14 protein-coding genes are annotated in these 13,490 nt (G+C 62.0%); 3 read left to right on the forward strand and 11 right to left on the reverse strand.

Features of this window, described 5'->3' with window-relative positions:
• Nucleotides 1-294: 294 nt before the first annotated feature.
• Nucleotides 295-543 (forward strand): hypothetical protein, encoded by a 249-nt coding sequence (locus tag E4K09_RS03085; protein WP_134495107.1) that lies wholly within the window; start codon nt 295-297, stop codon nt 541-543.
• A gap of 122 nt (nt 544-665) precedes the next feature.
• On the opposite strand, the gene E4K09_RS03090 is transcribed toward E4K09_RS03085, so the two are convergent.
• The 10 genes from E4K09_RS03090 to E4K09_RS03135 all read right to left on the reverse strand — a co-directional run bounded on the left by E4K09_RS03090 (nt 666) and on the right by E4K09_RS03135 (nt 8,924).
• Nucleotides 666-1,013, reverse strand: a complete 348-nt coding sequence (locus tag E4K09_RS03090) for a cytochrome C oxidase subunit IV family protein (protein WP_134495109.1) — start codon at nt 1,011-1,013, stop codon at nt 666-668.
• A 10-nt stretch (nt 1,014-1,023) separates the two neighbouring features.
• Entirely contained in the window at nt 1,024-1,746 is a 723-nt protein-coding gene (locus E4K09_RS03095; RefSeq protein WP_134495111.1) for a heme-copper oxidase subunit III family protein, read from the reverse strand.
• 14 nt (nt 1,747-1,760) lie between these two features.
• Nucleotides 1,761-2,459, reverse strand: a complete 699-nt coding sequence (locus E4K09_RS03100; protein WP_134495113.1) for a cytochrome c oxidase subunit 3 — start codon at nt 2,457-2,459, stop codon at nt 1,761-1,763.
• Entirely contained in the window at nt 2,452-4,230 is a 1,779-nt protein-coding gene (ctaD, locus tag E4K09_RS03105) for a cytochrome c oxidase subunit I (protein WP_134495115.1), read from the reverse strand. Before ctaD ends, E4K09_RS03100 begins: the two co-directional genes overlap by 8 nt.
• Nucleotides 4,231-4,290: 60 nt before the next feature.
• Entirely contained in the window at nt 4,291-5,097 is an 807-nt protein-coding gene (locus tag E4K09_RS03110) for a cytochrome c oxidase subunit II (RefSeq protein WP_134495117.1), read from the reverse strand.
• A gap of 355 nt (nt 5,098-5,452) precedes the next feature.
• Entirely contained in the window at nt 5,453-6,037 is a 585-nt protein-coding gene (locus E4K09_RS03115; protein ID WP_134495119.1) for a DUF2076 domain-containing protein, read from the reverse strand.
• A gap of 32 nt (nt 6,038-6,069) precedes the next feature.
• Complete coding sequence (locus E4K09_RS03120; protein ID WP_134495121.1) at nt 6,070-6,786, reverse strand: Bax inhibitor-1/YccA family protein; 717 nt, start codon at nt 6,784-6,786, stop codon at nt 6,070-6,072.
• A gap of 21 nt (nt 6,787-6,807) precedes the next feature.
• A complete protein-coding gene (locus E4K09_RS03125; protein ID WP_134495123.1) occupies nt 6,808-7,569 on the reverse strand; it encodes an anti-sigma factor family protein in 762 nt (253 codons plus the stop codon).
• On the reverse strand, nt 7,562-8,101 hold the full coding sequence (locus E4K09_RS03130; protein ID WP_134495125.1) for a sigma-70 family RNA polymerase sigma factor: 540 nt from the start codon (nt 8,099-8,101) through the stop codon (nt 7,562-7,564). The genes E4K09_RS03125 and E4K09_RS03130 overlap by 8 nt, the downstream gene beginning before the upstream one ends.
• A 304-nt stretch (nt 8,102-8,405) precedes the next feature.
• Nucleotides 8,406-8,924, reverse strand: coding sequence for a DedA family protein (locus E4K09_RS03135; protein ID WP_134495127.1), 519 nt, complete (start codon nt 8,922-8,924; stop codon nt 8,406-8,408).
• A 573-nt stretch (nt 8,925-9,497) separates the two neighbouring features.
• Between E4K09_RS03135 and E4K09_RS03140 the strand changes: the two genes are divergently transcribed.
• Both E4K09_RS03140 and E4K09_RS03145 read left to right on the forward strand, forming a co-directional pair.
• Entirely contained in the window at nt 9,498-10,268 is a 771-nt protein-coding gene (locus E4K09_RS03140) for a LuxR C-terminal-related transcriptional regulator (protein ID WP_166802135.1), read from the forward strand.
• Entirely contained in the window at nt 10,261-10,698 is a 438-nt protein-coding gene (locus tag E4K09_RS03145; RefSeq protein ID WP_134495131.1) for a hypothetical protein, read from the forward strand. Before E4K09_RS03140 ends, E4K09_RS03145 begins: the two co-directional genes overlap by 8 nt.
• Nucleotides 10,699-10,934: 236 nt before the next feature.
• Here the strand turns inward: E4K09_RS03145 and E4K09_RS03150 are convergent, their stop codons facing one another.
• Nucleotides 10,935-13,361, reverse strand: coding sequence for an AI-2E family transporter (locus tag E4K09_RS03150; protein WP_134495133.1), 2,427 nt, complete (start codon nt 13,359-13,361; stop codon nt 10,935-10,937).
• Nucleotides 13,362-13,490: the final 129 nt, after the last annotated feature.

The raw sequence follows: 13,490 nt of genomic DNA on the forward strand, positions 1-13,490 counted from the left end.
GTTAAGCGCTTCTGCTTGTTCAGCGCCCGTCGAGCACAGCCTCACAACGCCGCCGGAGCGCCCTGCAGATGCGCATCGGGGCCGAAAGGCCTCGCCAAAACCGGCTTGCACAACACATCGGAACCGTCGGCACCCAGGCTCCAAATCCCTGCGCCGACACCCCACCTCAGGCCGATATCATAGCCGCTGTGATCAGCACGTATCGGGCCGAGCCATCGGGGCGCTTGACCGGGCTTATCCTCAAACCGCAGCAATCATGCTATGATCGATCGTTCGGCAAGCATGGAGAACTCCATGGATTCGGGCATTCTCCTCATTTGGCTTGGTGCTTTGCTCATCATCGGCGGTGTGCTCTACGGTGCTGCTCAGGCTCTTTGGGGAGGGCGGCTGAGCAGTCCGAAGCCAAGTGAGACCGTGGGGACAGGCGTGAGCCTCGAGCCGCGGCAGAGCACGAAATCCTTCAGCCTCAAGAAACATTGGCCGGCTTTCGCCCTGATCCTGCTCGGCAGTATCCTGATTGGCTCTGTTGCGTATTTTCGATGAGAAGCAGGGGAGGGGCTATTCCACAGGATGGGCCGCCTCCTGCCGAGCACGCCCATTCAATGGACCGGCCTATCCTGCATGCACCCAGTCAGCCGCACTCGGAAGGTTTGGGTTCCTGCTGCTCAATGGCCTGATGCAAAGAAGGTCATCCGCGACAGAAGGGTGTAGTTCGCCTCGAGAACCATGATGCCCATGAAAACCAGCACGGCGCTCATCGGCACCAGAATGGCATAGACGAGGGCCAGACGCTCCCACGCCATGTGCATGAACACGGCGATGATGAGACCTGCCTTCAGCAGCATGAACAGGAGAATGAGGCCGTATCTCAGGATACCCTGGAGCTGGAAGTAGTCGACCAAGTAGGAACCCGCGCTCAAGATGAACAGCCATGCCCAGACAACGAGATAGAGCTTGATGGGATGCTGCTGTCCCTGCGCATGGGAGGGGGTGTGTGCGGTTGCCTGTTTCATGACCGGCCCCTTACCAGAGATAGAAGAAGGCAAAGATGAAAACCCAGACCAGATCGACGAAGTGCCAGTAGAGCCCCATGATCTCCACGGCCTCGTAATTGCCCTTACGGCTGGTGAAGAACCCTTTGCGCTCCTGATCGAAATCGCCACGCCAGACCTTCCGCGCAATGATCAGAAGGAAGATCACGCCAAATGTGACATGAGTCCCGTGGAAGCCCGTGATCATGAAGAATGTCGAGCCGAACTGGGCGGCGCCCCAGGGATTCTCCCAAGGGCGCACGCCCTCGTGAATCAGCTTGGTCCATTCGAAAGCCTGCATGCCGACGAAAGTGGCGCCGAGGAGAGCCGTCAGAAGCATCAAAGCCGCGGTTTTCCTGCGGTCGCGGCGGTAGCCGTAATTCACCGCCATCGCCATCGTTCCACTGCTGCTGATCAGCACGAAGGTCATGATGGCGATCAGGATCAGCGGCAGCGTGGTGCCTGCGATGGTCAGGGCGAAGACCTCGCTGGCGTTCGGCCACGGGACCGTGGTGGACATCCTCGCGGTCATGTAGGCGATCAGGAAGCTGCCGAAGACGAAGGTGTCGCTGAGCAGAAAGATCCACATCATCACCTTGCCCCAGGGCACGTTCTTGAACGCCTGCCTGTCGGAGGAAAAGTCGGCCGCGACGCTGCGCAGGCCCGAGGTCTCATGGGAGGCGGCCTGGAGGTTGGAAAAGGCTTGCTCGGCCATGACAGGATGTCCTCTCAAGTCAGCAGCTGCCGGCAGATCTCGACAAAGCTCCCTGCCCAACCCGCCAGGATGCTCAAAAGGATCAGCCAAACCACGAGCAGAAAGTGCCAATAGATGGCGCACAGCTCCACGCTGAGCTTCAGCCGCTCGGACAGTCGCCCGCGCCAAGCCGCCGCGGTGGTTCTGCCCAGCACCGCCAAACCGCCCAGAACATGAAGCCCGTGGATCCCGGTCAGCACATAGAAGAATGCGTTGGCTGAATTGGACGTCAGGAGATATCCGTTCCCTGTCAGCTGTCGCCAAGCCAAAAGCTGGCCGGACACGAAGGCCAGGGCCGTCACGCCTGCAGCAAGCAGCCCTATCTTCAGCGCCATGGCATCCCCGTCACGCGCCGCGTTCCGCGCTCCCTGCAAGGCGATGCTGCTGAGCAGCAGCATCCCTGAATTCAGCCACAGGATGTTCGGGAGCGGGACATCGCGCCAGTCCGGCATCTGCATCCGCACCGCATAGGCACTGATGAAGAGGGCAAAGAGCGACCCGATGACAGCCAGGAAAACGCCGAGGCCCACTTTTGCCGCAGAGGTTGGTGGCGGTCCCGGCAGCCCTTCGACAACTCCTTGTTCCAGCCATGGCTTCGACATCACGCCCTGGCGCAGGAGCCACCACATCCCGATGGGCAAAAGCGCTGACAGGAAGAGGAGGATGCTACTCATTGGACGTTCCCTGCCGGGCCTGAGCATTCGGTTGGTTCTGCGGCAGGAAATCCTCCGCAGCACCCGGTACGCTGTAGTCGTAGGCCCAGCGGTGGACCACCGGCAGTTCCCGCCCCCAGTTGCCATGCGGAGGCGGGGTTTCCGGAGTCTGCCATTCGAGGGTTGTCGCCCGCCAGGGATTACCCCCGGACGGCCTTCCATGGCGCAGGCTCCAGAACAGGTTGAACACGAAGACCAACTGGATCGCGCCGACGATCAGAGCCACGATGGTGATGAAGGCATTCAGCATATGGGCCGACGGGGGAACGAAGCTCATCTCCCCGATCTCGTAGTAGCGGCGCGGAACGCCCATGAGGCCGAGATAATGCATTGGGAAGAAGATGGCGTAGGCACCGAGAAAGGTGATCCAGAAATGGAGTTTCCCGAGCGCATCGTTCAGCATCCGCCCTGTCACTTTCGGGTACCAGTGATAGATCGCTCCGAAGATCACGAGAATGGGCGCGACGCCCATGACCATGTGAAAGTGCGCGACCACGAACATAGTGTCGGAGAGCGGGACATCCACCACCACGTTGCCGAGGAACAGGCCCGTGAGCCCTCCGTTCAGGAAAGTGACGATGAAGGCGAGCGCAAACAGCATCGGGACGGTGAGATGGATGTCCCCACGCCAGAGGGTCAGAACCCAGTTATAGACCTTGATCGCCGTTGGAATGGCAATGATGAGCGTCGTCGTGGCGAAGAAGAATCCGAAATACGGATTCATGCCGCTCACATACATGTGGTGGGCCCAGACCACGAAGCTGAGGGCGCCGATTGCGAGAAGGGCCCAGACCATCATGCGGTACCCGAAGATGTTGCGGCGCGCGTGGGTGCTGATCAGGTCGGAAACGATGCCGAAGGCGGGCAGGGCGACGATGTAGACTTCTGGATGACCGAAGAACCAGAAGAGATGCTGAAAGAGCAGGGGGCTTCCGCCGCTGCGCTCCAGAGGCTGCCCCATCTCGGCGATCGCCGGCATGAAGAAGCTGGTGCCGAGAGCCCTGTCGAACAGCATCATCACCGCTCCGACGAACAGGGCCGGAAACGCCAGCAGCGCCATGAAGCTCGCGGTGAAGATCCCCCAGACGGTCAAGGGCATGCGCATCAAGGTCATGCCGCGTGCCCGCGCCTGCAGCACCGTCACCACGTAGTTCAAACCGCCCATGGTGAAGCCGATGATGAAGACCATGAGCGAGACGAGCATCAGGATGATGCCCCAGTCCTGCCCGCCCGGCGTGCCCGACATGATCGCCTGGGGCGGATACAGGGTCCAACCGGCCCCGGTGGGGCCGCCCGGCGTGAAGAAACTCGCAACTAGGATCAGAACCGCCAGGAGGTAAATCCAAAAGCTCAGCATGTTGACATAGGGAAAGACCATGTCGCGTGCGCCGACCATCAACGGGATCAGGTAGTTGCCGAAGCCGCCGAGGAAGAGCGCCGTCAGCACATAGACCACCATCATCATCCCATGCATGGTGATGAACTGGTAATATGCGTTCGCATCAATGAACGAGAAGACGCCTGGAAAACCGAGCTGCAGGCGCATCAGCCACGACAGCACGAGGGCGATCAGTCCAACCGAGAGAGCTGTGAGCGAGTATTGGATGGCGATGATCTTCGCATCCTGGCTGAAGACATACTTCGTCAGCCAGCTATGCGGGTGATAGAGTTCGACATCGTCGACGGCTGCGGCGGGCGCCGCTCCGATGGATCCGAGTGGGACATCAACCATCAGGCTGCACTCCCTGTCCGCTTGCTCTGCCCCCTTGCGCGCCGAAAGCCGGCAACTCGTTTATTGGGCCGCAGGTGCGAGGCGCGCGAAACTGCGCGACGCCTGATCCTGCAGCCATGCTTGGTAATCGCTCTGCTCTTGGACGACGACCGTTCCCCGCATCTGTGCATGACCGACGCCGCAGAGTTCCGCACAAAGGATCTCGAACGTTCCAGTTCGGGTCGGCGTGAACCAGATGTAGGAGACTTGACCCGGCACCAGGTCCATCTTGGCCCGCATCTCCGGCACGTAGAAATCGTGAATGACGTCGACGGAGCGCAGCAGCGCCTTGATGGGCTTGCCGATAGGCAGGCGCAGTTCGCCGCCTTCGACGATCACGTCATCCTGTCCCGCCGGATCCTCCCGGCTGACGCCGAGCGGATTGTCGGGGCTGATGAGACGCGTATCGGACACACCGAGTTTGCCGTCGGGACCGGGCAGTCTGAAGCTCCATTGCCATTGCTGACCGAGGATCTCGACGTCGGTCGCATCCTGGGGGACCGTAATGAACTGCCTCCACACGAACAGCCCCGGCGCCAGCATGGCTGCGACACCAACGCCGGTGACGACGGTCAGCCACAGTTCCAGCCGTCTGCTCTCCGGCTCATAATGAGCCTGCCGGCCAGGCTGATGGCGGAAGCGATAGACGCAATAGGCCATGAAGAGAACGACCGCGACGAAGACCGCGCCGGTGATCCAGAAGGTGATGATGATCGTCGAGTCGATATACGCCCAATTGGATGCAATGGGCGTCCACCACCAAGGGCTCAAGAGATGGAAGGCCACCGAGCCAACGGTGATCAGAACCAGTATGAGCGCTACAGCCATCCCCGCTCATCCTTCGCCTCGAGAGGCCGCTGGCATGAAACAGAAGGCACGCAAATCTCATCTAAAGCAGGGTTCCACGCGAAGTCGTAACACCGCTCTAGTCGACAGAGCGCGAGTCCGCGCAATGTCCAGCCTCCAGAAAAACCCTCATCCGGAAAGCGGACGAAGGTTATCTGCCAAGGTCTGCCTAAAATTATACCTGACGGCTGAGTTGGTCAATGAGAGGCCCGGCCGTGCCTCGGGACGCATCCGAAATGAGCCATGACAACCCTGCCGGCGCGGCGCGCCGGCAGGTCTTGATCTCTTGCGGACGAAACCTGGCGGCCCTGCGTTCAGGGCTGCGCCTGCTTCGGAATCAGATGTCTTCCTCGAAGCCGAGATCGCCGCCGCCGAAGTCCTCGGCCGCAGCTTGCTGGGGTTCGGCTTGGCCGGCATCGGCCGCCTTCGGCTCATCTCCGCCCGAGAAGGCATCGGCGATCATGTTGCCCAGCAGCACGCCGCCGGCCACGCCCATGGCGGTCTGTGCCGCACCGGCCAGGAAGCCCCCGCCTCCTCGGGGAGCCATGCCGCCCATCATACCAGGCGTCATGTGAGGCGGCATGCCGTGCATCGGCTGCTGATAGGGTTGATGCGACTGGTAGGACGGCTGTTGCTGCGGCCGCGACGATCCGCCGCCGAAGAGGCCGGCCAGGAAGCCGCCTCCGCCGGCCGGGCGGCTGGCGAGCTCCTGCTCGAGCTGCTGGATGCGGCCGTGGGCAGCGCTCAGCGCCTGCTCCTGCACCACGATGGTTTGCGCCATGTAGTACGGCGCATTCGGCTGCTGGTTGATCTGCGAGCGGATGAAATCCGCCGCCTGGGTGTCCGGAGGAGCGGACTGGCGCTCCACCTGAGCGATCTTGCCGAAGAGCTGCTCAATGGCCTGACGGTCCTGATGGTCCATGAAAATCGATCCTTTCTGGCAATGGACGGAGGTTACTCTTCCCGCTGCCCGGTGAGGCTCAGCAGCAGCTGGAACAGATTGATGAAGTTCAGGTAGAGCGAGAGAGCGCCGAACACGGCCATCTTGCTGTTGGTCTCGTGCCCGAAGCCTTCGGCGTACTGCTCCTTGATGGTCTGCGTGTCGTAGGCGGTCAGTCCCGTGAACACGAGCACGCCGATGATCGAGATCGCGAATTGCAGGGCGCTGGAGGCGAGGAAGATGTTCACCAGCGATGCGATGAGAATGCCGATCAGGCCCATGATCAGGAACGAGCCGAACTTCGAGAGGTCGCGCTTGGTGGTGTAGCCGTAGAGGCTGGTCGCGCCGAACATGGCCGCGGTGATGAAGAACGTGCGGGCGATGCTGGCGCCGGTGAAGACCAGAAACACGGAGGCCAGCGACAGGCCCATCACCGCCGAGAAGGCGAAGAAAGCGGTGCGTGCGGAGGCCGCCGTCATCCGCTCCATGCGAAACGAGAAGAAGAAGATGAAAGCCAGGGGCGCCAGCATCACCACCCATTTGAGCGGGGTCTGGAAGATCGGCACGTAGAGGGCCGGTGTCGAGGCGACGAAGAAGGCCACGAGGCCCGTCACCACAAGACCGACGCCCATGGTGTTGTAGACCCGCAGCATGTGCTGGCGCAGGCCCTCGTCGAAGAGGGCGCCGCTGGGACGGGCAGTGGCGGTCTGCCAGGCATAGGGTGTGTTCATCGGTTGTGTCTCCTGAGGGGGTTACTGAAGCATATGGGATAGCCGGAGGGCCGCCCGTTCGAGGGACTTGTCGCTGCCGTTTCCGGTCAGCGCGTAAGCGAGTTGGCCGGTCTGCCAGTACACGGCCTTCACCTTGTCGAAGCGGGCCAGGGTCGGGGCGGTCACGTCGAAGGCCGGAGCCTGCGCGGCGAAGAGGGATACCCGGCCGAGCTCACCGGCATCGATCGCGATTTCGACGCTGTGGCCGTAGCGCGACGGAAAGACCTGCGCATCCCGCACCTGCCAATCCTGAGGCAGGGACGGGAGCCGGATCCCGGTCACGGCCAGGATCTCGGAGGGATCATAGGCTTCGACTTCGGGCTGCGAGACCATGCGGGCGCGCAAGAGGCCTGTCTCGTGCGAGTGCAATGCATCCTCAACGAAGGCCGGGGGCTTGGGGGATGCCTCGCTGTCGGTGACGCCCAGGCCCACCTGGCCGTGGGCGAACCAACCGAACCCGACGAGCGCCACAACGGCCGCGATCCGGCGGAGCTTCAGCCCGAACTCCTGCCATGCGAGGGCGCGCTCGAGCCGGGCGGCCGACCGGAGCATGGTTTCCGAGGGACGAGCCAACGGCGCGGCGTGAAGCAGCCGCAGGGCATCCCGATTCTTTAAGTCGGCCATGACCCGAACGGCCGCTTCCGGATCGTGCGCAAGATATTCCTCGACCTCGATCCGCCGGGCCGGAGCGAGTTGGTCGTCCACATAGGCGAGAAGGTCCGCTTCGGTGATGGGGTCAGACATCGGATCCTCCGACAATGCGCAGGCCTGAACGCTTGTTTTGCAGCACTTCGCTTCCCGTCTCGAAGCCTCGCAAGGCGGCACGGGCGCGGCCCAGGCGGGACATGAGGGTGCCGACCGGGATCTTCAGGGCGTCGGCCGCCTCCTGGTAGGGGAGGCCCTCGATGGCCACGAGATGCAGGGCGGCACGCTGCTCGTCCGGCAGGCTCATGAAGGCGGCCTGGACCTGCTGGAGACGTACCCGGCTTTCCTGCTCGGCCGGAGCTTGCGTGTTGGCGAATGAGGCAGCCTGTTCCAGGCGGCGAAGCTCCGAAACCTGACGACGTCGATGATCGATGAAGGTGTTGTGCAGGATCGAGAGCAGCCAGCCGCGCAGGTTGCCGCCGGCGCGGAAGGAGCCACGCCGCTCATAGGCACGGACAAGCGTGTCTTGCACCAGATCCTCCGCATGGATCTCGTCGCGGGTGAGGGATCGGGCATAGCGCCGCAGAGGGCCGAGCAGCCCGATGACATCTGTGCCTTTGGCGTCGTTCATGCGAGGTATACGGAGTCGGTGGAGGGCTTAATCCGCACGCTTGCGAAGATCTTTGCGTCTGATGGGATCAGGCCAGCGCAACCTCCCAGCCATGGACTTCGCCGGGAGGCTCGAAAGAAGTGGAAGCCAAGACTGGATCCTCCAGTTGTTCGCGCTTGTGGGTGCAAAAGCAAGAGAAGGCGTCCGACATCGCGAGCGGCGACCCGCTCGCCAGAGGGGCCCGGACCCTAAGGCAGAGCTGAACTAGGCATGGTTGACTCTGCCCGCAAGAGGCTCATCAGCGGAGCACCTCTTGGCTGAATGATCACTGCGCCAGGGCAGTCAGGCCGCTGCCTGGCGCCAGCATGATGAAGGCCCAAACGAATCCAGAGGCAATGTTGGCCATCTGGAACAGCAGGATCGGCATTGCGAAGATGCCGGCCGTCAATGGAACAACAGCCCGCATTGGACCGATGAAGCGCCCCAGGAAGACGCTCCATGCACCCCATCGGGAGAAGAATCGCTCGCCTCGGTCGGCCAGCGTGGGATGACGAGAGAGCGGCCAAATTCCGAACACCGCGTGCTTGAATCTGTATCCGATCGCATAGGAGACCCAATCACCGAGGATCGCCCCGAGAGCTGCTCCCAGCCAGACAGGCCAGAAATCCAGTCCCATGGCCGCGATCAGAGCTCCTATGCCGAGAAGCAGGAAGGTGGATGGAACGAGGAACGACACGATGGCGAGAGACTCGGCGAAAGCCAGGGCGCCAACGATGAAGGGAGCCCAGCCCCGGTGTGCCCGGATGACGTCGGGCAGCAGGGTCGTCAATGCATCGAGATCCATCATAGCCTCCAGCCACGTAAAGATTCGTCCATCTGAGAAGCCTTGAGCCTTGCCGGGCGCAGTGGGATTACGATCTTGACAGGAATGTATCTTCTTCGGCCGGTCTGGACGGTTCCGTTATCCTACTGACGTATACGATGCGAAGCGGCCTTTTAATCCCATCTTCGTTTGGGACGTTGACGAACGCAGTCGAACGAAGAGATGGTGCGAGGTGGCCGGGACGCGCGCACCAGATGCAGTCGTTCTTCCATGGCTGTCCGGAGCGATTTGTCGGGGTCGCGGATCTGCGGGCCGATCATCATGCCTCCATTTGGCGACGCCCATCGGTCTCATGAGACGCTCAAAGCGGAACTTCAAAGGCGCGGGCTTCAGCCTCGACGGGTCGTCATCAGGAAGTGGGCCGACCCAGCTCCTGACCTCTAGGAGACAGCCTACCGGCGGATTTAGGAATAAGGTTTCATCCTGGCCTATCGTTAGGACTTTCTGCTGGCCAAGTCTTGTCGTCTATCCGACAGACAAGGATCCGCCGCCTGTCTACATTGCCTTTACCTAGGGTAACCCACAGGGGGTATGATGACTGCGCAGACGCTTGTGCATGGCTGCTCATCTCAGATCAACAAACGATCCAGCATTTCCTCTCCAACGATCCGAACAGCTCTGATATTTAATAGCGTTCTGGTTAGTTCAGGCCTCCAAGATCTCTTGGCGGGAACGCCGTTCGTTCTCACCGAGGCAGCTTCCGCTGCTGATCCGACCCGTTTTCCGCATTTGGCTCATGAGCCTGCGTTGGTGATCATCGAAGCCAATCAGAGCACCCCTCGCACGCTTCAGATTGCCAAGCAGGTCAATGAGCGGTTCCCAGCGGCCAGAATCGTTGCTCTCGCGGATTGGTTCGACCTCAACTTTGTGGTGATGGGACGCAGTGCGGGCATCGCGGGCTTCTGCCTTGCCGCAAGCGCTCCTGATGTCCTGATGGCGTCTCTTGAACTGGTCATGCTCGGCGAGGGCATGGTGCCTTCGGCAGTCCTCGCCTCCTATATGCAAGGCGCCACTCAAGATCGGAACATGCCGCTTCAGGGCAGCGACGCTGAAGAGGCAAGCGAAGCAAGACTGCCTGATCTGAAGGCTTACAAGCTATCGGCACGAGAAACAGAGATCCTGGGCCTCTTGAGAGAGGGAAACCCTAACAAGATCATCGCCCACAAGCTGAATATTACCGAATCCACCACCAAGGTTCACGTCAAGGCGATTCTGCGCAAGATCGGGGCAACTAATCGCACCCAAGCGGCGATATGGGCCTCACAGCGCCAGCCTCACCGAGACGGAGCATCTGCCGATGTCTGAGATGCCTTACGTGAAGATCGCAGTCGGTGATAGCGTTCGCATCCACTTTCACCCTCCCGTTCCGATGGAAAGCTTCGTCGAGGGCACCGTGAGCCGGCTCGACGAAACGGTTCTTCATGGTCCCCTGATCGTCGTGGATGTGTCCCGTCAGGTTATCCTCGACCGAACGTCTCCCATCAGGGCCGGGCACCGGGACTACATCTTGTACGAACATTGGAACGATTTTCCGGGGCAGATCGAGGTGCAGTCCACGACGGACGAACAGGCCGAAGGAGAGCTCACACGTGAGCCAATCCTCCAGGAATTGGATGAATCGGCTCAGGCTGTCGGGCGCGCGCTGGAGAATGCCCCTGAACCGCTTCATGTTCAGGTCGAGCGCCAGGACGCTGCTCGACGTGGCGGCTTGATTCACACGTTGTTCAGGCGCTGAAGGAATCCACGACTCTGTTGCGTACCGTTCCTTCCCGGTTGCTCGTGTGAACCGGGCCGCTGCAGAGGTAGCTCACATTCTATCCAAGACGATGACCGGCTTCGGACGTCGCGGGAATGTCCGCCATGTGGAGACGCGTGGTTGAGCCGTGCGATCCAGCTGCGCGCCACCTTTGCTCTTGGATCGGGCGATGACGGTCTTGTAGCACGCCGTTGGGTTCTGCCCTGTGGGCCGCATCAGAGGGCCGGTTCATGACCTGTGCGCGACTGCGACGAGAGCGGCTCGGCCTTGCCCGAGGCTTCCGCAGAGCGGCGCTCGATCCGGTTCATCAGCGTGTCGGCCATATGTTGGAGGCGTCGGCGATCCGATTCCGAGAACTCGCGCGGCTGGGTGTCGATGACGCACAGGGTGCCGATGACCAGTCCCGCTGACGTCCGTAGCGGAGCCCCGGCGTAGAAGCGGATGCCCTTCTCGAGCACGAGCGGGTCGTCGGCGAAACGGGGATCCTTGCTCACATCTTCGGACACCAGCATCTCGTTGGCTGCGATCACATGCGCGTCGAGCAATTGCTCATGGCGGGTCTGGTGGGTATCCTGAGGTTCCTGTGCTGGGCCCGTCGCATCGGATGGAGGGCGATGCACCTCATCGACGAAGGAAACGAGGGCGATCGGGGTCTCAAACGCCTGCGCGACCGTCTTGCACACCTCATCGAACTGACGGTCCTTAGCCGAATCCAGGCTGAGATTGTGCAGTTCCGTGAGCTGCGCCTGCTCGGTGTCGGAATGAACAAGGGGGACTGGGCCGCCCGACGTCGGGTGCTCGACCCATGCGGACACCTGCTCGACACAGGCTGCAAGGGAGGCGAACACGGCATCCGCCGCCATCTGCTTCCTGAGATCGTCCGTGTGCTCCGTCCCGGGCGCAAGATTCCAACAGCAGACGACGAGCTTCACATGAGGCGCCCGGCGGCGGAGGCGCCGGCAGATGTAGCGTGCATAGACCTGCGGCTGGGGGTGAAGATAGGACAGGCACACCACTTCGATGCCTTGGAGATCGAGCTGTCCCAGGGCGCCTTGGCTTACGGCGATGGGTGGGAGGACCCGGGCGACGACGTCCTGCTCCTGGAGTACCTGCGCCATCATCTCGACAGCGGCGCGATCGAGTTCCGTACGCCCTGCCAGACAGAGGACGGATGCAGGCTGCGTGTCGTGGGCAGGGAGGGGCCGATCTTCGTCCGCCTCGCCGGATCTGGCCTTTTCCCGGACGTGGTCTTCGACCTCCCGCACGACGCAGATCGCCGTGTCGGCAACGAGACGCCTGTGGTTCGTGGCGGCGGTGCTGCGCTGGCGATCGTTTTCGGCGAGACGAAGGGCCGGGATGGCGACGTTGTCGTAGAACTCGCGCGAGGAGTGCTCGTCGACGTAGTCCTCGGCCACCTCCACCGCCTCTTCCAGGTTGCCGGCCAGCAAACGCTGATAGAGACGCTCCTCCGGCGCGAGCACCGGATCGCTGCCCAGGAGAACGCCGAGAAATTCGAGCTGGGGCACGTAGCGACCGATCACGACGAGGCAGACCGTCAGAGGGGTCGCGAGGAACAGCCCGACGGGGCCCCACAGGCTGGTCCAGAAGATGGCCGCCATGATGATGGCCAGGGACGACAGCCCGGTGCTCGACCCGTACAGCCAGGGCTCAATGACGTTGTTGCTGATGAGCTCGGCGGCGAGGAACAGTCCGACCACCCAGAACAGCATCGTCCAGCCCGGATCAACCGCAACCGCCAGGGCGATGGGAAAAAGAGCGGCTAGGAAAGGGCCTAGATAGGGAACGAACCGCAGCACCGCCGCCAGCAAGCCCCACAGCAGAGCATTCGGCACGCCGATGAAGTAGAGGGCGATGCCGATCGGGATGCCGTAGGTCAGGTTCACCACGAGCTGCATCAGCAGATAGCGGCTGACCCTGGAGGCCGCGTCGTTGATGGCCTGTGTGCTCTTCTGGAGATCGCCAGCCCCAGCAAGTTTGATGAACCGATCGCGCAAGTCTTCCCGCTCGAGCAGCACGAAGATCACGAAGATGATCACCAATCCTGCCGTGGCGAGCGGCGCCAGAAGCGGGCCGACGACGGTTCGGATGATCTCAAGAGGCTTGGCCTGCGGAGCCTCGAGCCTCACGGTGACCGGCTCCTGCGCGGGAGCGCTTCCGAGCCTCGACCCGGGTGTCTGCGCTGTGGCGTTGTCAGCGGGCTTTTCTTCGCCGGAAATTTCCTTGCCCAGATCCTGGATCGTCGTCGTGACCTTGTCGACGATTCCTCCGCCCGGCGCGGAGGCCTGCAGCGAGCGGATCTTTTCGGTGATGGTGGTCTGATAGCTCGGGAGATTGCCGGCGAGCTGAACGAGCTGGCGCCCGACCACGAAGGCGATGCCCGCGATCAGTATGAAGGCAAGGGTCACGGCGACGAGAACCGCCGCAATCCGCGGCAGCCGCCGTCGCCTGAGCCAGTTGACCAGCGGCGTGAGGGCGAAGCTCAGGAGAATCGCGAGGGCGAAGGGTACGAAGATATCCCGGCCGAAATAGAGGCCTGCGATCGCCAGGACGATGCCGCCGGCGGTCAGGATCGGGGATCCTGAGGGCTGTAGGGCCGGCGGGGGTGGAGCCGGGTCGACCATCTCGCTACGCTTTCGGTTCAGGTTGGATCGAAGACAACTCGGCGTCGGTGCATTTGATCCGATCAATGGTGCGGCTGCGCTACCGTAGCCGCCCAGGTCGGCCAGTTGGCCTTGCTTCTTCTCCTCAAG

This window comes from Microvirga pakistanensis, assembly GCF_004458765.1.
Lineage (GTDB): Bacteria > Pseudomonadota > Alphaproteobacteria > Rhizobiales > Beijerinckiaceae > Microvirga > Microvirga pakistanensis.

Excerpts from the sequence above, each read along its gene's own strand:
- E4K09_RS03085 (WP_134495107.1), top strand. The coding sequence starts at position 295 with ATGGATTCGGGCATTCTCCTCATTTGGCTTGGTGCTTTGCTCATCATC.
- E4K09_RS03090 (WP_134495109.1), bottom strand. The coding sequence starts at position 1,013 with ATGAAACAGGCAACCGCACACACCCCCTCCCATGCGCAGGGACAGCAG.
- E4K09_RS03095 (WP_134495111.1), bottom strand. The coding sequence starts at position 1,746 with ATGGCCGAGCAAGCCTTTTCCAACCTCCAGGCCGCCTCCCATGAGACC.
- E4K09_RS03100 (WP_134495113.1), bottom strand. The coding sequence starts at position 2,459 with ATGAGTAGCATCCTCCTCTTCCTGTCAGCGCTTTTGCCCATCGGGATG.
- ctaD (WP_134495115.1), bottom strand. The coding sequence starts at position 4,230 with ATGGTTGATGTCCCACTCGGATCCATCGGAGCGGCGCCCGCCGCAGCC.
- E4K09_RS03110 (WP_134495117.1), bottom strand. The coding sequence starts at position 5,097 with ATGGCTGTAGCGCTCATACTGGTTCTGATCACCGTTGGCTCGGTGGCC.
- E4K09_RS03115 (WP_134495119.1), bottom strand. The coding sequence starts at position 6,037 with ATGGACCATCAGGACCGTCAGGCCATTGAGCAGCTCTTCGGCAAGATC.
- E4K09_RS03120 (WP_134495121.1), bottom strand. The coding sequence starts at position 6,786 with ATGAACACACCCTATGCCTGGCAGACCGCCACTGCCCGTCCCAGCGGC.
- E4K09_RS03125 (WP_134495123.1), bottom strand. The coding sequence starts at position 7,569 with ATGTCTGACCCCATCACCGAAGCGGACCTTCTCGCCTATGTGGACGAC.
- E4K09_RS03130 (WP_134495125.1), bottom strand. The coding sequence starts at position 8,101 with ATGAACGACGCCAAAGGCACAGATGTCATCGGGCTGCTCGGCCCTCTG.
- E4K09_RS03135 (WP_134495127.1), bottom strand. The coding sequence starts at position 8,924 with ATGGATCTCGATGCATTGACGACCCTGCTGCCCGACGTCATCCGGGCA.
- E4K09_RS03140 (WP_166802135.1), top strand. The coding sequence starts at position 9,498 with ATGACTGCGCAGACGCTTGTGCATGGCTGCTCATCTCAGATCAACAAA.
- E4K09_RS03145 (WP_134495131.1), top strand. The coding sequence starts at position 10,261 with ATGTCTGAGATGCCTTACGTGAAGATCGCAGTCGGTGATAGCGTTCGC.
- E4K09_RS03150 (WP_134495133.1), bottom strand. The coding sequence starts at position 13,361 with ATGGTCGACCCGGCTCCACCCCCGCCGGCCCTACAGCCCTCAGGATCC.